This is a genomic window from Christensenella hongkongensis (assembly GCF_000981035.1).
GTDB classification, from domain to species: Bacteria; Bacillota; Clostridia; order Christensenellales; family Christensenellaceae; genus Christensenella; species Christensenella hongkongensis.
In genome coordinates, this window is sequence record NZ_LAYJ01000049.1 from 1 (window position 1) to 19,898 (window position 19,898).

A 19,898-nucleotide genomic window follows, 5' to 3' on the forward strand; every position below is an offset into this window, starting at 1 on the left:
GATGTGGATTACAATACATTCGCAGGTACTCGACTGCACCCTTACAAGCAATTAGTAATTCGTTTATTTTGCTCATGTTATATCCTCCTAAAATCCCATTTGTTTTTCAATCGCTTTAAATTCCTCAGAATCCGTGATGCCATTAAACACATCTTCGCGGCTCAGGTTTTTGTATAGCCCGCCTATCCACGTATCGCGCGCTGCCGCATCCATCTTGCGTCCCAAAAGCCCGCGGTACAGTTCGTCTACAAATTCCTCTGTCGCCTCACGCTTCAAAAGTTCTTCATTGCTGAAGCATATTCCATAAGCAGCTTCTTTTGGTGTGACAGCTCGTGTCATAAGCGCGTTCACCCAATCCGAATACCCCTGCCTGTCGGGAGTTCTGTCCAGTACATTTACATACATTCTGTTTACAAAATTTCTGACCTGAAAATCATCTGGCATGGCCTGTTCCTCCTTTGCTAAAATTGCATTTCGTATTTCATCGAGCGGGTAATTCCTGCCCGGGCAGTCCGTATCGCCCACTTCCCTGTGTCCCTTTATATTGGTTATCCCATAGTATTCCGCTACATCACGCGCAAAGCGTATGATTGCGTTTTTCTGCGCTTCCGGCATGGTACGCCTGTTAAAGTTGCCATTTGCAACAATCTGAAAGGCGATAGGGTTAAGTCCCAACGAGCTGAGCGTTCCGCCGCCCTGGTATTCCAAACCACGCCCCCAATAGATCGTACCGTCCAAATCGACGTAGGCATTATACGCAATCCCGTTGTAGTTGCTCTTTTTATCGTTGTTGTGCATATCGTGAATCGCCTGCACCGTCATTTCTCCCCCTACATAGTGCAGGATAATCATTGTCGTTTGTTCTCTCTTTGTAAGCGGCCTCTTGAATTTGAGTCCCGCATCTTTCACATAACTAAAATCTGGCATTCTTTAAAACTCCTTTCCATTTAAAAAGACGCTTCTTGCGCCTTATTTGTTGTTATTGATATGGTCTGTGATCCTATGGTGTGCTTGCTTTGCGCTTTCCTCAACCGCTGTGATCCGCTCGCCATGTTCTTGGATAACGTCGACACGCTCCGCAACTTCCTCTAAACGAGCAATCCTGTCCGAATGCGCATTTACGTCACCCTTTATCTCGGCGATTGCCGCCTGAGTCCCAACAACGCCCTCTTGGATATTATCAAGCTGCTGCTTTACCGCGCCTTTCCACTCGCTGTCATTCGCTATTTTCTTATCCCGTCCGGACAACCATCCCGCAAGGCCGACAAACCCGCCAAGTATCGCGATCAGTAACGTAATCTCTATCTGCATCACTTTCCCTCCAAAGCCTCAATCCTCTTTTCCAGTTCGTCCATTCGCCCTTTCAATACTTCATTTTCCTGCATAAGCGATTGCGCCACGGAAATAATGGGGGCTATAAACTCTTCATACCGCAGACCGTACACATACTCTCCCTCGATAACCTTATCCCGATAGACAGGTGCACCGTCTTTAGTCGTTCCCACTTGCTCCCGTTCTACCTTCGGAGATTTGATAAAGCCCGCAAACTCCATGTCCGATATGCCGCATTCCCGCATGGCTTCTTCCACTTCCTGTGCGATCAAGCCGTAGTGTGTCCTCCCGCTCGTGCCGTCAATCAGTTTATACAAGCATGGCTTCAACGCCATAATAAACGGACGGGCCTGTTCCTCTGTCATAAGGACAATATCTTTTTTATCTTTCAGGTCTGAAGTCGAGATCGTGGCGTTAGTAGAATAAATCTGACCCCACCTAAAGTTGCCCGTGCCTAATTGAGTTGTCGAATTTGGTAAGAGCGACCAGGCATTCTCTGATACACCAAAAAATAAGTATTTATTGTGCCCGGTTGGTGTGGCGATATAAAAAGAGCTAGCGTCATTTGCGTACACCCCCCACCCGGTGCCCCAAGATACTCTTTCACCATCCGGCAGCCTTATTCCAGTATTAGCCGTAATCTGGCCTGAAAATGTAGGGTTTGACGCCGACGCCTTGCTGTCGACTTCTGCTTTTGTGGCATAATACTCCGGCAGCTGCCCGCCCAGCTTTTCTGCATTCACGCCGTTGTTATTTGCTCCCATCTCGTCGATCAGATCGTTAAATTTTCCAAGCGCAATCATATTCTTAGGAACATTGTCGATTCGCGCCTTTACAAACTCCGCTTGCCCTTCAATCTGGTCAGGCAGACTGGAAACATCCTTACCTACAAAATCGCTTTCTTTAAATTTCAAGTCCTGTATTGCCATCACTTTCTCCTTCCATAACAAAAGGGACGGTTTCCCGCCCCTCAGCTTCTTTTGTACCGTGCCCGGATACCAGCCTTAATCTTTTGTTTCATCTCGCTTGTGTACAGCGGGCTTTCGTCTATCCCCGCAAGCTCTTTTTGTAGCGTTTCCTCCCGTATTTTGTCGCCAATCATGAGCGGTGCGAGGATGTCCGGTATCTTTGTGTTGGGTGTTGCCTTCGCTGTCTTCTTTGGCGTAAGCAGGCTCCAATCAAGATCAGGCAATGTTTTAACCTGTGACAGTTCAAACGCCGCCTTTTCCGCCTTCTTTGCCGCCGCAGAACCGGATGACCTGCCACTTCCCGACCTCCTGCGCCCAGAGCCACCGGACGAACCTCCCGTTTGCGTCCCATCCGCGTCTTTACCGCGCGATACCTTTACATACCCATACAACGCTTCTTTCTGCTCGTCGCCCAGGTTAAGCCCGTTCACGTACTCCCATATCTGGTCGTTTCGTTCGCCCTTGGAACCTACTGTCGAATATCCGTAACGGTACGCCTTCACATAGGTTTTGTTGTCAATGCCGTAGTCCTCATTTGCGACAAGCATTTTCTTTTTGCCGCTGTCGCTCATCAAAAGCCCTTCCACAAGCCCGTCCACCTGCTCGTCGCTGAATCCAAGGCCTTCAATATATGCAAGCTTGTCCTTCTTTCCTTCGAGCCTGTCACTGACGTAAGCGTAATCCTCTATTGATACGCCCATTTTGTTGATCTTCTCGAGCGTCTCTGTTTTGTAATTCGGGATGTCATAGCCTGCGGCTTCCGGGATTACTGCCTGGGATATGTTTTTGGTTTTACTATTGATATCGCCCCATGTTACATTGCCGTCACGGACTGATTTATTAATGCCAAAGTCCTCATAGTATTTTTGTCTTTTTTGTTCATCCGATACGGCGCTATCAATCACATCTTTTTTTCTGAGGGAGCCGCTGTTTTCAATCGTATTGCCGTCAGCTCCCCTATCGTTCTCAACGCCGGACGTTAATGACTTTAGCATAATATACTCGGCTGTATTGCCGCTGTCCTTTGCCGCGATTATCCATTCGTCCGGTTCATAGTCTACACCCTTTCCTTTCAAGAAAACTTGCTTTGCTGTGCTACCCGAGTATTCGTTTGTCAGCTTTGCAAGCGCAGCCTTTTCGTTATCTGATAGCCCCTTATACAGCCTTGTCCCTATCATCTCCCCAAATACATTTGCCGTACTCTGCCCCATTGTCTTTTGATATTTCGTTCTCTCTGCGGGCGACATGTCATATTTTTCGTCTTGATACTTTATGTAATATGGCGCAACGCTGGGAAAGACCGTTTTATCGCCTGTCTGCTGGTAAAGCCTCCACACCTCGTCCGCAGCAGGCAGCTTATTTTGTGCTGCGACATTCGCCGGATTGACCATAACATTGAATACATTGTTGTCCCCGCCATACCGCTGCACTTCACGCCCATAAACATCAACTGTCGGTTCCAAACTCTGAGATAACCCAGGGATACGCGTAATAGCCTTATTCATTCCCGTTTGAAGAACATTATTATATGCGTAAGTAGTCCTTTGTACCGGATCGGTAAGCTGTGCAATTTGGTTGGAAATCGACGGGATATATTGCCCGATCACAGAAAGCCCCGAATTGATCAAAGCCTGCATCAGGTTGTCCTCTTTGAAGAAGTCCTGAATTCCCCTCAGGAATGATTGTTCAAACAGTACGCCGCCGCCGGTTTGCAACGCGTTCAGTATAGCGTTCACGCCACTGCCCAAAGCGTCCATGCCAAAATTACCGGTATCGCCATTTTTTATATTGTTCACAATGTCTGCCGCAATCGCAAATTGTGGGCCAACCGGGGCAGCCCAGTCATACGTATACGATTTTCCTCCTATAACAACACTGTACGGCTGGATGCCAAGGACGTTCCGGGCAAAATTCGCAGCATCCTTATCATCGTCGCCGGCGCCGGAAATAATACCCTCACTTGCAAGGAAAGCGCCCAGCAATATTACCAATGTACCCGCCACGCCTTTGCCGATGTTGTTTACCAGCTTACGTTGCATCTGCGGTGTAGCCGTGCCGTTATTTACGGCCCGATTAAACTTCGCCGCATCTGCCGTTATAGATTTCACCAGTCCCACGGGAGAAAACTCTACGAGTGCCTTTGTCAGGTTTGCGGGCGTCTTGGCAAACGGAATTACGATGTTTCCAAATCCAAAATCCTTACCAAAATTCATTCCGCGGCGGACTCCCTCAACAAACTTTGTATACCCGTTGTTATCCTGATAGGTGTTTTCCAAAGCGTCCTGTGTAGCAATCTCTATCATGTCTGCCGAAGGCTCGGTAACGTTCGCGAGCTTCATCTGGTTGTTTAAGCTGTTCACAAAATATGCTTCGTAAAAAGGCCTGTCTCCCATTTCCAGAACAAATGAAGTCAACCTGTCTGTTGCCGCTGCCGCTTTCGTCAGAGCCTTGCCAGCTTTGGTTTTTGCATATTCCGGGTTAAACGCAGGCGCCTCGCCGATCTCAAACCTGTTACCCTCCCGGTTCAAGGTGTTAATTCCGCGCCTGAAATCGTTATAGCTTTCATAGGCGCCTTTTTTAAATCCCCGTCCATAATCTAAAATATTTGGAACGCCTGTTGTCCTGACGCCTGTTTTTTTCGATATGGCGCGGTCGATTGGTGCAGCCACAAAATCGGCGATAATGCGTTCTGGCATCATAAGCGCATTTCCTAAAATATTCCTGACGTTGGTTTTGGGATTCAAAAGTAAAGAAATGCGCTGCAACGCCCGAAATTTTGATGCAGTAGAAGACGGCAGTTTATTCTGTATGAGAGCGCTTATTTCAGCCAGTAAAATATTTTTATCCCTTCCTTCCGGCAAATTCGAAGCTTTTAATACATTGTCTGTGATCATCTGCACTTCATCATCGGTTAAGGTAAACCGGGAAGAATTGTTCTCCAGCCAATTTTTACTTTTTCTCTCTTTCAACACTTCAAAGGCGTCATCCAGTTCTGCCTGTGCAAATTTAACCATTCCCTCCGGCGTCATGCGCGACAGAATTGAGAATGCCTGTACTGTTTGCCCTGCCTGAGTGCCCATTTTTCGTAATTTCCGCGCAACAGAGATCATGCTGCCATAATCTCCTGCATCTTGATACTGTTTTAAGAGGATAAAGCCTTCTGCCACGTCCTCCGCCGTTACCTTTTTGCTTTCGTTTGTCAGCCACCTGACGACTTCTTCCCTGTTTCCCTCTTTCAATTTCCTGTAGGCCGTGTCCAGCGTGTCTTCGTTTGCGATGCCTTCATAATATTTCACATCAGAATCGCTATTGATCAGCTCTTTTATATCTCCCTCTAAATATGGCGAATTTTCTACACTGCCGGCAAATTTCGATTTTCTCCCGTCTGCTTGCTTTTCTTCTGTCAATGGGATTACAGGCGTTGTGTCAGCCGCATCCTTTGTCAAATTGGCAATATCCAACGGATTCTCCCCTTTGATGCTGTATTTCCTGTTTACATCGTCGCCCGATTGAGGTATAATATTATCAAATGAACCAGTACCACTTCTCGTTTCGGACGTAATGGGAGAAGCTTCGGCACTTTCCGCTGTGGGATGGTTCTTTTTGTTTTCCCATCCATACATTGTTTGCAGTGCCATTTCTTTCCTTTTATCCGAAATATATTCCACTGCCACCTTCTTTCCATCAACATCTTTTTCAAAAACAAGAGCCGGCTTTCCATTCTTTGCATTTCGGCTTACCGCTACGGAATCATAAGCGGATATTATTTCCGGTAATCTTCCAATTAACTCGGGCGTAATAGCTATTTGGCCGCGAGATTGTTCGGCATCCACGTTCGCATGGCGATTTTCAAAATCACTTCTGAGAATCACATTGTAATTACCGACATCTATTCCCGTATCTTCGAAAATTCGATCAGCAAGTGCTTCTCCTACTTTTCCAATATATAGTCTCTTATATTCTTCTGACCGATTCACAATATAGTCGTTTACAAAATCAACTATATCCTGTTCCCTGTTGGCGAATAGAATACTTTTACTATTGGCGCGTTGCTGGATTTCATTATTTGTGTACTCCTCCAATCCAAATTCATTCAGCGCATACGCCGGCGCCGCCTCCGCCTGCACATTCTCCCGCGTAGAAAGCGCTCTCTCAAACAGCTTCTGCGCCCGCTGAAGCTCCTGGTATTCCCGGATGTTTGCCAGCGTAGCTGAATCCCCTTTGAAAAACGCTCGTATCTTGCGGATCGCGGTTTTAATGGAATCGTAAATACTCTGCGCCATACTCCGGTTTCCCGTTACCAGCGCGTCAATGTCCGTCTCGCTTTTGTAAAGCTGGCGGGTATAGTCGGCCACGATCTCTGCCGCAGCGTCCGCGTCAGAAAGGTCTATTCCGCGTGAAATATATTGCTCCTGCTTTGCCTCAACGGCCTGCGCGAGCGCCGCGCTGTCTCCCGCAAAGAGCTTTTCCATAACATAATCACTGTATTTCGCATAGTTCGGGCTTCCTTCTGCCGCGTGCGCCAGCTCGTGTGCCGTCACGCCGCCGATCACTTCCGCGCGCGTAGAATCCGGCGCAAAATGGATCGTGTTTGTAGTGCGGTCGTAAAACGCCTCCGCTCCTGGTTGCATGTCCTCCACCACAGCCTTTATGCCACGCCCCTGCGTCAGCTTGTCAAGAAACACCTGGTTCGCCGTCCTTTCAACGTGCCGCGCATCATATTTTTCGTTTAGCCTTGCACGCACCTCCGGTGCAATGTATTTGTTCAGGCTCTGTGCTGATGAGTGTACTTTCCCTGTGATATCGTCTACATTAACACTGGAATATCCTTGCTTGCCGGTTTCAGCGACGACATATTGACTTCCCTCGCGGGCGATTACGATTCCCTCGTTCCCGTTTGCCAAAGTCACCGTATCGTTTGGATTAAAGGCGCGGCGTATCCCGGCATTTTCCATGATAGCCTTCGCTTTTGCTTCCGCGTCGATAGCTGCCTGATTTGCATTTGCAAGTGAACCAACCTCAAAATCAGATGCCTTCTTACCCATCGCTTCCCGGTTCTGCAACCTCTGTGCCTGACCGAAAGATGCAGAATCCGGCGAGCTCTCAAGGCCACTCTCGATAAGCCCTTGTAATCCTTCGCTGTTATTGAGCGTTTTCCCGACATTTTTTGTTTGCGCTACATTGGCCACATCCGCAGGTAAATTCATCGCCTCCGCAGATAATGCGCCTAAGAACGCGGCATACAATTTATCCTCAGAAAGTGGATCAAGCTTGTTTTGTTCACCAAAAGCTGCATTTCTTAAAATCGGATCGAGCAAAGCCTGCAGGTATTCTTCTGCGCCTTCGGAGCCCATATGCGCCAAGGATTCCAGGCCTTTTTGCGCGATTGGATTTTTAACAGCTTTTCCCATTGCGTTCGCTGCCGATTTCGCAAGATTCGTATTACCTCCAAGCGCCTTGACTCCCCCCAAAACCTTTTGCATCAGTACTTCTGAAAGCGCTGATGGAATAGCATATGCAACAGCCTGATCGGTTGGTTTTCCTTCCTGCTTTGCTTGACGATAGCTATTCCCAAAAGAAGAAACGCCCAGAGTAGCTGCAGAAAGTGCTTGTCCTCCCGGAAACAGCGAGGCCATAAGCGCGGGCGTCATATTCCCAACGTTATTTGTCAGGTCTGATACTACCGCCCTTGCCCCGGTATACCCTTCCCGTAATTTCTCACGCGTGATCTGTCCTGAGGTCGAATCATGCGGTTTTTCATTCCCGCCAAGTAAGCTTGCCGTTTGCTGGATACCCTGAACGCCGCTTTCGACGCCGCTGCCATAATCGATAATGGTTCCGGCAATCGCTTTGATTGCCTCATTATCAAGATCGTTGTATTTATCAAGCCGGTTCCCGGCAACCCTTTCCTGTATGCTCTGGTTGATCCTTTCCTTATATTTGTCTGCTTCTTCCATACCATGCAACGCATACACAGCGTAATATGTTTTCAGCTCGTCGTCAGTCATTTGTGATGATACTTGCAGCGACGGATCGTCATTACCCTTCTCCCGTTCCTGACGCTCAAGGTCAAGTTCGTTGGTCAGGGACCTCCACATGCCGCGTGTGCCATTTTTGGTATCACTTATTTCCTGCTCTTTTCCCTGCTTAGCCAATAAATCCAAATCGCTTCTTTTCAGAATAGATTGATAATCCGTATCCGAAAGTTCTTTGTTGGAGGTGCGATTCGTCGACAGGTTTCCATTTTTCTTTATTTCCGCCTTCCCCGGCTCCTGTTTCTTTGGAATAAGCAAATCAAACATTCCATTTTGGCTTTTCGCCGCAGCATTTTGCTCCGGCATAAACGACTTTGGCAGGCCGCTTTTTCCAAACTTCTGCTCCTTTGCCTGCTGCGTCCACTGGTATAGCTGCATTCCCGCCCTGCGCATCTTTTCTTCCTTGCTGAGCCGCTCGGTATATGAGGGCGCACTTACCCTGTTTGCCTTGCTCGCGGTTTTCCCGGAAACGCCGCCGCGCATGGAGCTGTCTGTTTTCCGGTTTCTGTTTGCGGCCTGCTCACGCTGCCTCGAGTTTTCCGCAAGACGCTTGCGCGCTTCCTCCTGCCTGCGCCGGGCTTCTTCTTGCTTCCTTCTTGCTTCGGCGCGTCTTCGTTCCGCTTCCCGTCTTCTCCTGAGCTCTTCCTGACGGCGGCGGTTCGCTTCCTGCTGCGCGCTCGAAACGCTTCTTGTATTCAGTTTATTTGTACTGTTCCTCACATTTGGCATCCTGTTTTCTCCTGCTTACCGCCCAAGCCAACCAAGCCCCGGCGTTGCCATACCCGCAGCCATATTTTTCCCTGCTTTACTGCTACTACTGCGAGAGCCGTTAACGCCTGTAGGCCCGCGCCAATAATTCGGATCATAATCCGCATAAGGGTTCTTTTTCGTCGTGTTGCCGCTGCCTTTTCTGGAGCCGCCTCCACCACCGCCGGAGCTACGGCTTGCCGCCGCCTGCCGTGCCGCTTCTTCCGCCTGCTGCTTTTCCCATTCAAAGCGCTCGCGCTCAAGCCGTGCAGCTTCCTCTGCCTGCGCTGCCTGGTATGCAAACTGCGCCTGTTGATACGCCTCGTTCCTGCGCGTCTGCTGCAGCTCTGCAAGCATATTTGCGTATTTGCTGCCAAGCTCCGCCTTGTTCGTCGCGTATGTCGTATCGAGTGCGGACTGGTCCTGCGAAAACCGGTTGTTTGCGGCGTTCCTCGTATTCTGGTAATTGCGCAGGATAGAAGAAACAGCCGTTTCCGTTGCCCCGCCTTTCAATCCCTGCGCCGCGAGCAGCCCCGGCATATCGCGCTCCGCCTGCCTGCGGGTTATATATGCCTGCTGCAGGTTCTGGTCCCTCGTATTCGTCAGGTTTTTAATGCCCTCCGCACGCTGCGTGTCAAGCGCGCCCTGTTCCTTTGCCTGCGCGTCGCTTAAATATTTCTCCTGCTCGCCGTACCCTCCGGCGAGTTCATTCCATTTTTGCTCATAAATTGCGTTCCAATCGACCGCCATATATTTATCCTCCTACCGCTTAATATACTTCTGTTTTTGGTACGCTACCTGTATCTGGAAGATACCAAAGCTCTGGTTTACCACATTGTTATCGATGATCGTCTGCAGCATCCTTACCTTTTTTTCCTTCCTGCGAACAGGCACAAACGACGGGTTTTCCAGAGAGCCAAAATTGATATCGTTGAAATCCACCATTCCAAAATCAAATACCGTGCTCATGGAAAACGCCTTGACCGCTTTTTTCACATCCGTCACAAACCAGATATCCCCGGACGACGCCGCAAACCGCATCGGCAAGGTGCCCGTTCCCTGCTTGAGTACCGTTTTATACATCGAAGCGTCTGACAGGTCGTCCATTTTGGTCGCCCACGCAGCATAAATCGGCGCGCCGCTATCGCTGTACGCCTGCATTCCGTCCTCTGTTTCGGTTTTCAGCCTGTATAGCTTCCCGTCCTTTGAACCGACATACAAAATACCACCGTCCGTCCGCACACAGGCCGCCGGGATATCCGTCCAGTAATACCACTCGTAACCAAACGACTTGGATGGATTTGTGTTTTTTTGCTTGGAATCCGCCACATACACATGCCCGTTTACAAAAAGGTAATAGAAGCCATTCAGTACGCAGGCTACGGATTCCTCAAGCCCCGGCTCCTTTGTCAGCTGCGCGTTTACATAATAGCTGCGCAGCTGCGTCGTTTTCTGCTGTGTGGCATATGACGTATCCAGTCCAAACACACCGCCGGGCGTCAAAAAAAGATTATCGTCATTGAGCGTACCAAAGCAGTACATCGATGCCGCCCCAACGCCCGCCAGCCCCTGCCGCGTAATAAATTTAGCCTGGTTCTTGTCGTCCAGCGAAGCTGACCGCATGAAAATTGACGCATCCTGGTCGTTTGGCTTCTTTATGATCACAAGATCGTCGTATTGCTTCAAATATCCCATGATCGCCCCTGTTTCAGAACCCACAACGCTGTAACCAATGTCCGGGAAATAATCGGCCCTGCCGCTCCATGAATACCAGTCGTAGTTCCGGTATCCGGGATTGCCGGACACAAAAATCCGGTGGTCGTTGCCAATCCCGTATAAAACATTGATCGTGCACTGCTTAATCCGGTCAGCGTAGCCCGCCACATTCTTTGAAAATGTGATTTTTACATTGTCGTCTCCCGTTACTGGGCTTTTGCCCGGCGCTGTCGTAAACGTCACCTTGCCGCTCGCTTTATCGTAAGTAAAAGCCGTGATTCCCGTCCATGTCACGCCATCAGCCGCCAGCTTTTCGCACTTCACAACAGAGTCAATGTTCTGTGCGTCCAGCTGGTAAACCTTGTCTCCTTCGGTTCCTGCGTAGCTGTTCGTCCTTTGCGGCTGCAGCAGGTTGATCGGCTCATAATCCGTACCGCCGCCGTTAGGGGCCATTGCTATCGCCGTCGTCGGCACATATGCGGACGCTTCTACGCTTGCAACCGTAGTCCCGTCGTAGCTCAGGTAATGTTCCCCGTCCAGAATATACAGCTTTCCGTTCATCACAAAGCTTGTGCTCTTGTGGTTACGCATCCCGGTGTAGATTGCAGCTTCTTTTCCAAATTCGTAAAGCTTTGTCCCCGCATGGATTACCCGCTTCCCGGTTCCGTCCTGCATGATATACGGATGAATCCCAAATATCTCGCCGTCATAAGAAGCAAGCTGCATAAGGCCCGTGCGTTTTTGCGGAAACCCGGACATATTCGCGATCATGTTCGGCGCGTAGGGGCTTCGCGTCTCGTCCACCTCCGTGACCGCAGAGGTGAGGTCTACGCCTTTGAATTCCTTATATATTTTTGTATAGGTCTCAGGCTCCGCCACCGGCTTACTCGTATACATTCCCTATTTCCTCATATCCTGCCGCAAGAATCTGCTCGCGCTCATATTCGTATTTATTTTTATACTCCGTCGCGTATACGCGGTCGTCGTCAAAGCCAAGATACCCCGCGCCGCCAAGCGGCAGAAGGTTCCCGGTAAACTCCGGTTCATAGTCCACTTCCGTATCGAGGTCTATGGCCTGCGGCGTTGCCGTAAACGGCTCTTTCCCGCGCATCTTGCGCAGGACGTTGTTTTTCATAAAATTTTCCTGCAACAGCCGGTTTAAGGTGTCAAGCCAATATGGCTGGTAATCCGCCTTGTCGCTTTCCTCCCAAAACATCAGGCTGCCAACCTTATCATATATTTCCCGTGCAGTCATAGTCGCTCCTCCTCCCGTGCCCTCATTGCTTCGTTTCACGCTGCGCGCAAAACTTTGCCTGCCGATGTTATTCCGCCGGTGCTGTCTCATGCGTCGCTTTTCGTATAGCGGCAGTAGGCCGTTCCCGCTCAAACTTCGTTCCACTTGTTAGCCCTGCATACCTTTGCTTTACCAATCACGCCGCGCTTTCGCTTGCGTTCTTGGAAGCTCAGGCATTTCGGACGGCCCTTGCCCGGGCGCTGTACCCCGAACCACAGGTTCGGACAGCGCTCCGGCTTCTTCCGCCGTAATTTCCCTGTCCAGATAAAAATACCGTGTCTTTTCCGCCTGCTTCTTCCCTGCGGCTTTTTCCGTCGCCTTTGCGGGCTCCGTTTTCTTTTCCATGATAAAACCTCCATAAAAAGAGATCAGGGGAGCAAGCCGCTCCCCTTTCTCAAAGCCTTTTTTACTCGTTCACCGCCACAGACACGCCGCTTGGATATTCTCCCGCTTTCGTGCCATATGCCTTAAACGCCTGTCCCGACGTAAGCGCAACGCCCGCGCTGTAGTCCTGCGCCGTAGGCGAATACCGCGGATCGGTACCGTCCACTGTGTACCTGAACGAAACGCCGGATACCGCCGTAATCGTCGCTGTGTTCGAGGAAACCGCAACCACCGGCGCAGCCGTTACGCCCTTTACGCTCGTGTCCACGTCCACATAAATGCCGTCCGCCTTTGTGCCGAATACAAAGCAGTCATAGTACTGCCTTCCTTCAAGCAGGTTGCCGGATAATCCGGGCGGGTCCTGGTGGATTTTCGTGTCGTCAAGCTTCACCGGCGCGCAGCCGCTCTTTTTGTAGACGATCATAAAGTTCACGCCGCCGGGCCATCTTCCCTTCGGTACCTTCACCACGCGCATATTGTCGTATTCGCCAACCTGCCCCTTGGTCAGGGATTTCACCGCCAGCTTTTCCGCGCCGATAAACTCAGGCGAAAGGCGCAGGTGCTTGTACGTCGTAGCCGACACAAGCAGCGTCCTGTTTCCCTCAGGCACCTCCGCATCGTCAAGCGCCACCGTACCTGTGGAAATACGCTCCACCACGTTTGCCTTGCTGATCGCAGTCCCGTCGCCCACAATCGTCCCCGCAAGGTTTGCCAGGCGATCCAGCACATACCGGTCCATCAGCGGCACGCATTGCTCCTTGATCTGCAGGGCAAGCGCGCGGCCTGCGGACTTGATACCCTGCTGGTCTGCGTTGTTGCCCTTGTCAATCGTGATCGCAAAGCCCTTGTCCTGCGTCATCGTGAGCTCCTGCACGGTATCCTCCATTTCAACAGGCGTACCGTAACGGTTTGTACCCGTCCTCTGGTAATCGTTCATGGGTACCGTCTGCAGCGTGCTGATCTTCACGGTTTTCACCCCGGAAAAATCATAATCGTTTGCAAGCAGTCCCTTGATCACGCTTTCCTTCACAAAGGCTTCCTGTATTTTTTTGTCATATCTGTCATGTAAATAAATAGGCATAGCTTATTCCTCCTAAAGCTCCATATCAAACCCGGCTGTAAACGGATCAGGCTGTGCATTGCTGTTTCCCTTCACACTGCCGGGCGTTGTATTTTTGTTCTTTTCCTCCTGCCGCACCCTTTCAAGCTCGGCTTCCTTTTCCATGATTTCCTTCTCTTTTTGGCGGAGAAGGTATTCCCCATAGGCGATGGCCGGCGTTTTTCCGGTGCTCGAAATTTCGTCTATCACCTCTGGCGGCAGCTCCTTCACATCAGGATACAACCGGTCAAATTCCTCGATGTCCTGCTTCATCTTCGCTTCGAAGCTGTCCCGCTCCTGCCTCTCCTGCTCCTGCGTTTTTACGGCGGTTTCAAGCATTTCCGCCTTTACCTCCGCTTCCGCAAGCCTGCGCGCCGCTGCCGGATCGATACCCTGCTCGAGATACGCGGCCTCTCTGGTTTCGATTGCCGCGTTTTGCAGGTTCGCCTCTATGGACTGCAGGTATTCTTCCCGGTTCATTCCGTTTTGCCTTGCGAGCCGGCCCAACACCTGTATCTCGCGGGCATTTCGCAGTGCTTCGCGGTCCTCGCGTATCCGGTCGTAGTCGAGGCCCTTCTGCGCGTTTGCGATCAGTTCTTCGCGCGAAAGCTCCAGCTCCTGCCCGTTGTGCTTTACCACAAACCGCTCAGGCGCTTCTTCCTGCTTTTCCTCCGGGTTTTCACCTTCAGTCTCCCGCCCTGTTTCGCCCTCATCGTGCCTGCGCTCCATCCCGGCGTCCGGCGTTGATTCCTGCTGCTGGGATTCCGGCTCCTCCATAGCTTCTTCCTGTCCGGTTTCGCTTGCGTCTTCCACAGAAAACGCATCCTCAAATCCCTCTTCAAATCCTGTTTCCTGATTGGTTTCATCAGTCATTTTCATTTCCTCCTGTTTTTTATGAAAAAAGCAGCCCTCAGGAGCTGCCTGTTTCATCCTTCCCGGATGCTATGCTGATCTCATTCCACACCTCAGACTGTTTGCCGCGGTCCGGGCAGTTTGGATTCCTGCATTCAAGCGTCAGCACATTGTATACCCTTGTCTGCGTGTCCGGCGAGCTATCCCCGCGCACTACCACGCTGCTTCCTGTGACTCTTTTTTCAAGTCCGCAGCTCGCGCAAATATCATTGTCCATTTCTGCCTCCCATTGCTTCATAGGCCGCCAATACCTGGGCTTTGTCATCGTCCGTGACCTGCATTGCGTCGATCACTTCCAAGGCTTCTTCCTTGCCCATGCCCTGCATTCCCTGTACCACACTCATAATTTCCTCATCGCTCAATCCTCCTTCGGGCTGCATTTCAGGCTGCCCACTCTGCGGCTGCTGCATGCCGCCATCCGCCCCCGCCGGCAGCATACCCGCCTGCTCCTGCACCGCACCCTGCATCATCTCCTTGATCTTGCCAATAATCTCCTGCTTGTTTTTGATGTACCCATCCGGCATGCTTTCAAGGTAGGTAACCGCATCCGGCAATATCTTGCGATCCATCAGGTTGTCGAGCGTCTGCACCTGCGTCAGCTCGCTCCAATATGCCGCCTGTCCAATATCAATGTTCAGGTGCAGCGCAATGTCGTTCAAAACCGCATAATCAAAAAGCAACGGTTCCTTTTCGCCGTCGCTGTTCGTCAGGATGATGTTTCGCTTTCCATAATTTACCCGCATGATGTCGATAAATATCCGCACATAGCTCTCCACAAAATTGTAAAAATCCATGCGCTGGATATCGAGCGGCAAGCCCGCGGCTTTTTGCACGGCGATAATCGCTGAGGTATTGTCCGGGTTTACGTTGCCAAGCGCCGCGTCGGACGCTCCCATCATGTCCTTCGTGTATTTGATCACGCTGTCAATCAGGTTATTCACCTGCGCGCTCATATCAGGCGGGCGGTACGAGCTGAAAATAGAACCGTCCACCGGCCCCGCCACGCCCAGCGCCTCTCCCGGATTGCTGCTCCAATGGTCGATCACATTTTTGTTGAAAATCGGCTTTGGAAACGAGGTATTCTGCACCTGTATCATCGCCAGCGCGTACAGCTTGTTGACAAAGACCTGGTTCTGTATCTTCCCTGTGATCGGCGATACTCCATGATAGCTGTTCTTCACATCCTCCCAGCTCATCCATGCCAGCGGGTACAACCGGTATTCCGTATCCGTATCGCTTTTTATAACGACCTTCTCCGTGCTTTTTATCATGTGCACGGTGCCGTTTTCCTTCCAAAGCTTAAGCAGCACGGTCGTATATTCGTTTTCCGTATCCTTTTCCGCATTTACATACATAGACTCCGCATCCGGCGTCACCTCGTCCGGATCAACGCCGTTCTTTTCCGCCTCGTCCTTTACGTCCGCCGTCAGCCTGCGGGATGAAATCAGGATATACGGCTGCTTTTGCGGGTCTGCTTCAGACGGATTCCCAAAATATACGTTGGTATTGTCCACAAGGTCTACCTCGATCTGCCCCTTGTAGGAAAAGCCCGTTTCCGCGTCCGTGTCAAACCACACGTAAAAGCAGGCGTCGCCGTCCACCGCGCAGTTTCGAATCATCTTACGGTTTTTGAATTTTACGTTTGTACGCTCCATCACGCCGTCTATCTCCGTAGAGATAACGCGCGGCACAATCCCGGCAATTTCCTGCCCCGCCTCCCCGTCCATCACCTCGATATTGGCTGCAATGTCGTCAGAAATCAGCATGGCGATATAATAATTCACCACCGGCTTTAAAAAGTTAAATACAGGCTTTACAAGATCCGGCGCTTTCACGCCCTCCCACTGCCTGTCATTGTAAAAATTCTCGTTTTTGCGTACCTGCTCGTATAGCCCAAGCTGTTCCTTGTACGCCCGCCCGTTCTGGTACTCGCGCCAGACCGCAGCAGGCTCCTTATTAATTTTCATTGTCCACCTCCTGCTGCCTGTAACCCGGCACCTCATAATTCAGAATGTTTTCCAGTTGCCTGTCCATTACGCTCTTTTCTTTTTCCTGTCCGGCTGCGGCAGGCTTTTCCTCCGCCTCCTCCAGATACCGCTTTTTTACCGCAAGCCCAACCACCACGAGCACAAACGCCCCCGCGGCAACCAGCCCGCACAAAAACACCTCTAACATTCCTCATCCTCCATAGCTGAGCAGCGCTTCCATGTCCGCCTCATACCTGCTTTTTTCCTTTCCTGTTTCCACTGTGAACCTTTGCTGCGTGCGTATCTCATTTGCAATCATGTCCGAAAACAAAAGGTCGTCGTGCCTTCCTTCCATCGCATCCGGCCTGCCGTTATCGTCGTATACAAACGTAATCGCCTCCTGCAGCGTTTCGATATCCGCAAACAGCCCAATGCTGTTGTTGATCACATCGATTTCCTTATCAATGATCAGCGGCCTCGTATTCCCGTCCGTCTTCCAGCCAAAACGCTTCTGGTAGCCCTTGGAATAATCGTCATACCTGCGCCGGATATATTGCTTTGGATACCCAAGCCTTTGCAGCTCTTCAATCGGCGCAGTGTTAAAATTCATTTCAATACCAACCAGCGCGTCGTTATAATACCGCCCAAGGCAGTACAGCTGGTAGGTGAAGGGCCTTGATTCGTTTACCTGCATCCGCAGCGTTGCCACACGTTCGCCCGTCTGATTGTCGATCACCGTCGCAGTATAAAAGTCCTTTCCCTCTCCCTTGGTATCCGCGCCAATCACGTAAGGAACCCCCTCCTTCGGCGGTTTATAGATGCGGACTGCATCGCCGTTTCCAAGGCTCCAATCCGTGATATAATCCCTGCTGCTTTCATCGTTCCATGTGTACAGGAAGCAACCCTGCTGGTATGGCTTTACCGAATACAGCTCAGTAAGCTGTGCAATCCTCTGCATCACCACAGCATTGTCAAACACGGGGCGTCCGCTCATCAGGAACGCTTCCTCCGGGCAGGCGGGATATTCCTGCCGGAATGTATCTTCGTTTCCCCGGCAGTTGTTTTTGATACACCACCGCCGCCATGCAAGCTGCTCGGGCGATAGGTGGTAGGTTCCCCGCAGCTGCTTTTCATATTCCGTCAAGGGAAAGCCCGTATATGGCATCCGGTATTCTTCGTGTTCCCACCACGCACAAAACACCGGGATAAAGTCGTTTTCCCCGGCTGCCGCCGCATCCCATATATCTTTGAAATCGTCATAGCCGTTTGCAGTGCTTTCAATGATTACCATTGTATTCGGTTCGTTTGGCACCGCCTGCAAAAGACCTGTCAATATCTCGCCTTTCGCTCCCGGCCAGAACGCATACTCGGATAAGTGCAGGTTCTGGAACGTATCAGAGCGTCCAATACTTGTATTTCCCGCCGTCATACATTTAATCGAGCTTGCGCCGTCTGCAAAGTCAAAAATCAGCTCCTTCGCGTTCGACGCTTTCAGCTCCGGCTGCAATTCAGGATCAAGGTTTTCGTAGTACCGCTTCGACATTCGAAACAGGTTGTTTGTAGCCTGTACCTCATGCGCCACAATACCGCTCGTAATGTTCGCCTGCGTCACCGTGTCCTTGAAGATCACAGCCTCCGTCAAGGTCGAAAATCCCATTTGCCGTGCCTTCAGTATCACCGCGCGGATCGGTTTTCCTTCCTGATACTGCCGCGCAATCGCATCATATAGCTTCATCTGTGCGGGATTCAGCTTAAAATCAATGAGCTGTGCCTTTTTATCCCGTATTTTCAGGTATTCTTCTATGAATGCCCGGGTGTTAATCAAAACTTATCCCCCACGATCCGCTTCAGCTTCCCTTCCAGGGACATGTTATTATTCAGGTTAATACTATCCGCCGGCTTCTCGCCTATTGTATCCCGTATCATTTCAGCCGCATCGAGGTTTCCGTCTATTGCCTTACTTGCGATTGCCATTGCGATCGCTTCGTGCACCGTTATCTTGCCGCCAAATTTATCAGCGATTTTATCGGACTGTCCGCTGATCGTTCTGTCGATATCCATTTCCAGTACCGCCTCAAACACTTCGCGGAAGGTTCTCTTGCGGGCTTTTGCTGCTGCCGACGCTTTTCCGCCCTTTCGTCCCCTTTCCCGTGCTTCCCTCGTGCTTGGCGGCTTTAGGTTCGTACTATTTGCCATATCCTCACCACGCCATTCTTATATTCCAACCCACACACCTCGCCTATTTTGTATGTCAACCCGACTAATTGCCTTATCGGTTCTTTCTTTAAGCGCCGCCTTGCCTTGTCTGCCCTGCTGATCGCTATAGCTGCCGTTTCATCCCGGTAGTGCTCTGCGTTGTATTTGTTCATTGCTCCGTCCTTCTCTCCAGTGCAATATACAAGCCTATATGGTTAACTCTCTCGGCTTTTAACAAGCTCATATAATCTGTATATATCGTCTGCAATTTCATTTAGCCCCTTCTTTATTGACTGGATGAGATCGCAGGCCTCTTGCAGATTGTCCACTTTAATATTCACGTGAATATCTGAAACTTTATTTCTCATTTTATCCTCCAAAACAAAAACGCCACCCATAAGGATGACGTTTTCGCATAATTCTACACTACTATTATACCACGTTTTTTGAACGCACAGTGCCATCTTTATAACCCAAGTAAGTCCTTGATGTCGTTCATGAACTTATTTTTATACCTGTAAAACTGTCTTCTTGAAACATAAAGCTTCTTCTCAAACACTTCAAACGGGTATTCTCTCGGGTTCTCGCATGACAACCATATACATTGTCTCAATATTTCCTCTTGCTCTAATGTTTGCTGGATGTCTACGCCTATAAGGTGTCGCGCCTGGTCTATCGCTCTGATCACCCTTGTTCTATGCTCACCTTCAAGTCGTTCCAGCTTTTCCGCTGCCGACAGCGTTGGATTGCCGACATATCCACCCCGTGGCATTCCATCCGCCTGTTTTGTTGACGGATATAATATCCTACTTCGTTCAGCATCATACCAACTGCGATATTCGCCATATTTTTGGATATATATCAGTATTTGCGTTCGTGTTTTTCTGTCAATTTTGTATTTCGTCTGCACGTTCCTTCTCCTTTTGTGGTATAATATATTCACCATATAAATTAGAACACAGAGAGAACGGTTCCGCAGCACCGCGGGCTGTTCTTTTTGTTTTACTTCACTTCTTGATTAAGCCAGTCAATTATGCAATTTTCGCAGACAGTATACCTTGAACATATTCTCCCTTTTTTCTTGTGCTTATACGGGCATATAAGCCACGTTACTAATTCGGCTGGAGATTTTGTTATTCTGTCAAAATTCGTTTCCTTCTTCTTAATCGCATCCTGGTCGCGTATGTTATCTCTATTCATAGCCAATCCTTTCTTTACTTCTTGTTGCCTTCCTTTTTAACAAATCGT

At 50.0% G+C, this 19,898-nt stretch carries 16 protein-coding genes; all 16 read right to left on the reverse strand.

Annotated features, from left to right (window positions below):
- Positions 1 to 87 precede the first annotated feature (87 nt).
- The 16 genes from CHK_RS02565 to CHK_RS16500 all read right to left on the reverse strand — a co-directional run bounded on the left by CHK_RS02565 (position 88) and on the right by CHK_RS16500 (position 19,496).
- Entirely contained in the window at positions 88 to 927 is an 840-nt protein-coding gene (locus CHK_RS02565) for a DUF4214 domain-containing protein (RefSeq protein WP_046442481.1), read from the reverse strand.
- A gap of 42 nt (positions 928 to 969) precedes the next feature.
- Positions 970 to 1,311, reverse strand: a complete 342-nt coding sequence (locus tag CHK_RS02570) for a hypothetical protein (RefSeq protein WP_046442482.1) — start codon at positions 1,309 to 1,311, stop codon at positions 970 to 972.
- Positions 1,311 to 2,261 carry a tail fiber domain-containing protein gene (locus CHK_RS02575; RefSeq protein WP_046442483.1) on the reverse strand — a complete coding sequence of 317 codons (951 nt, stop codon included), beginning with the start codon at positions 2,259 to 2,261 and terminating at the stop codon, positions 1,311 to 1,313. Before CHK_RS02575 ends, CHK_RS02570 begins: the two co-directional genes overlap by 1 nt.
- Positions 2,262 to 2,302: 41 nt before the next feature.
- The gene (locus tag CHK_RS02580; protein WP_046442484.1) at positions 2,303 to 9,064 is read right to left on the reverse strand and encodes a PBECR3 domain-containing polyvalent protein; all 6,762 of its coding nucleotides are present in this window, start codon (positions 9,062 to 9,064) and stop codon (positions 2,303 to 2,305) included.
- 15 nt (positions 9,065 to 9,079) lie between these two features.
- On the reverse strand, positions 9,080 to 9,832 hold the full coding sequence (locus tag CHK_RS02585) for a hypothetical protein (RefSeq protein WP_046442485.1): 753 nt from the start codon (positions 9,830 to 9,832) through the stop codon (positions 9,080 to 9,082).
- A 12-nt stretch (positions 9,833 to 9,844) separates the two neighbouring features.
- Positions 9,845 to 11,695, reverse strand: a complete 1,851-nt coding sequence (locus CHK_RS02590; protein ID WP_046442486.1) for a hypothetical protein — start codon at positions 11,693 to 11,695, stop codon at positions 9,845 to 9,847.
- Positions 11,682 to 12,143: a hypothetical protein gene (locus CHK_RS02595; protein ID WP_160295575.1), complete on the reverse strand. Its 462-nt coding sequence runs from the start codon at positions 12,141 to 12,143 to the stop codon at positions 11,682 to 11,684. Before CHK_RS02595 ends, CHK_RS02590 begins: the two co-directional genes overlap by 14 nt.
- 78 nt (positions 12,144 to 12,221) lie before the next feature.
- Positions 12,222 to 12,437, reverse strand: a complete 216-nt coding sequence (locus CHK_RS02600; RefSeq protein ID WP_046442488.1) for a hypothetical protein — start codon at positions 12,435 to 12,437, stop codon at positions 12,222 to 12,224.
- A gap of 61 nt (positions 12,438 to 12,498) precedes the next feature.
- The gene (locus tag CHK_RS02605) at positions 12,499 to 13,557 is read right to left on the reverse strand and encodes an FN3 associated domain-containing protein (protein ID WP_052740211.1); all 1,059 of its coding nucleotides are present in this window, start codon (positions 13,555 to 13,557) and stop codon (positions 12,499 to 12,501) included.
- A gap of 12 nt (positions 13,558 to 13,569) precedes the next feature.
- Positions 13,570 to 14,448 (reverse strand): hypothetical protein, encoded by an 879-nt coding sequence (locus CHK_RS15505; protein ID WP_131925109.1) that lies wholly within the window; start codon positions 14,446 to 14,448, stop codon positions 13,570 to 13,572.
- 37 nt (positions 14,449 to 14,485) lie between these two features.
- Positions 14,486 to 14,704, reverse strand: coding sequence for a hypothetical protein (locus tag CHK_RS02615; RefSeq protein WP_046442489.1), 219 nt, complete (start codon positions 14,702 to 14,704; stop codon positions 14,486 to 14,488).
- Positions 14,694 to 16,454 carry a hypothetical protein gene (locus CHK_RS02620; RefSeq protein WP_046442490.1) on the reverse strand — a complete coding sequence of 587 codons (1,761 nt, stop codon included), beginning with the start codon at positions 16,452 to 16,454 and terminating at the stop codon, positions 14,694 to 14,696. Before CHK_RS02620 ends, CHK_RS02615 begins: the two co-directional genes overlap by 11 nt.
- The gene (locus CHK_RS02625; protein WP_046442491.1) at positions 16,444 to 16,662 is read right to left on the reverse strand and encodes a hypothetical protein; all 219 of its coding nucleotides are present in this window, start codon (positions 16,660 to 16,662) and stop codon (positions 16,444 to 16,446) included. Before CHK_RS02625 ends, CHK_RS02620 begins: the two co-directional genes overlap by 11 nt.
- A 3-nt stretch (positions 16,663 to 16,665) precedes the next feature.
- Positions 16,666 to 18,279, reverse strand: a complete 1,614-nt coding sequence (locus tag CHK_RS15510; protein WP_052740215.1) for a hypothetical protein — start codon at positions 18,277 to 18,279, stop codon at positions 16,666 to 16,668.
- Complete coding sequence (locus CHK_RS02640; RefSeq protein WP_046442492.1) at positions 18,276 to 18,650, reverse strand: hypothetical protein; 375 nt, start codon at positions 18,648 to 18,650, stop codon at positions 18,276 to 18,278. Before CHK_RS02640 ends, CHK_RS15510 begins: the two co-directional genes overlap by 4 nt.
- Before the next feature lie 684 nt (positions 18,651 to 19,334).
- Positions 19,335 to 19,496: a hypothetical protein gene (locus CHK_RS16500; RefSeq protein ID WP_160295576.1), complete on the reverse strand. Its 162-nt coding sequence runs from the start codon at positions 19,494 to 19,496 to the stop codon at positions 19,335 to 19,337.
- Positions 19,497 to 19,898 lie beyond the last annotated feature (402 nt).

Bases quoted from the DNA above. Each gene is read 5' to 3' on its own strand.
- CHK_RS02595 (WP_160295575.1), bottom strand. From the start codon at position 12,143: ATGAGACAGCACCGGCGGAATAACATCGGCAGGCAAAGTTTTGCGCGC.
- CHK_RS02605 (WP_052740211.1), bottom strand. From the start codon at position 13,557: ATGCCTATTTATTTACATGACAGATATGACAAAAAAATACAGGAAGCC.
- CHK_RS02640 (WP_046442492.1), bottom strand. From the start codon at position 18,650: ATGGCAAATAGTACGAACCTAAAGCCGCCAAGCACGAGGGAAGCACGG.
- CHK_RS02575 (WP_046442483.1), bottom strand. From the start codon at position 2,261: ATGGCAATACAGGACTTGAAATTTAAAGAAAGCGATTTTGTAGGTAAG.
- CHK_RS15505 (WP_131925109.1), bottom strand. From the start codon at position 14,448: ATGACTGATGAAACCAATCAGGAAACAGGATTTGAAGAGGGATTTGAG.
- CHK_RS02585 (WP_046442485.1), bottom strand. From the start codon at position 9,832: ATGGCGGTCGATTGGAACGCAATTTATGAGCAAAAATGGAATGAACTC.
- CHK_RS02625 (WP_046442491.1), bottom strand. From the start codon at position 16,662: ATGTTAGAGGTGTTTTTGTGCGGGCTGGTTGCCGCGGGGGCGTTTGTG.
- CHK_RS02590 (WP_046442486.1), bottom strand. From the start codon at position 11,695: ATGTATACGAGTAAGCCGGTGGCGGAGCCTGAGACCTATACAAAAATA.
- CHK_RS02600 (WP_046442488.1), bottom strand. From the start codon at position 12,437: ATGGAAAAGAAAACGGAGCCCGCAAAGGCGACGGAAAAAGCCGCAGGG.
- CHK_RS02615 (WP_046442489.1), bottom strand. From the start codon at position 14,704: ATGGACAATGATATTTGCGCGAGCTGCGGACTTGAAAAAAGAGTCACA.
- CHK_RS02570 (WP_046442482.1), bottom strand. From the start codon at position 1,311: ATGCAGATAGAGATTACGTTACTGATCGCGATACTTGGCGGGTTTGTC.
- CHK_RS02620 (WP_046442490.1), bottom strand. From the start codon at position 16,454: ATGAAAATTAATAAGGAGCCTGCTGCGGTCTGGCGCGAGTACCAGAAC.
- CHK_RS16500 (WP_160295576.1), bottom strand. From the start codon at position 19,496: ATGGCGAATATCGCAGTTGGTATGATGCTGAACGAAGTAGGATATTAT.
- CHK_RS02580 (WP_046442484.1), bottom strand. From the start codon at position 9,064: ATGCCAAATGTGAGGAACAGTACAAATAAACTGAATACAAGAAGCGTT.
- CHK_RS02565 (WP_046442481.1), bottom strand. From the start codon at position 927: ATGCCAGATTTTAGTTATGTGAAAGATGCGGGACTCAAATTCAAGAGG.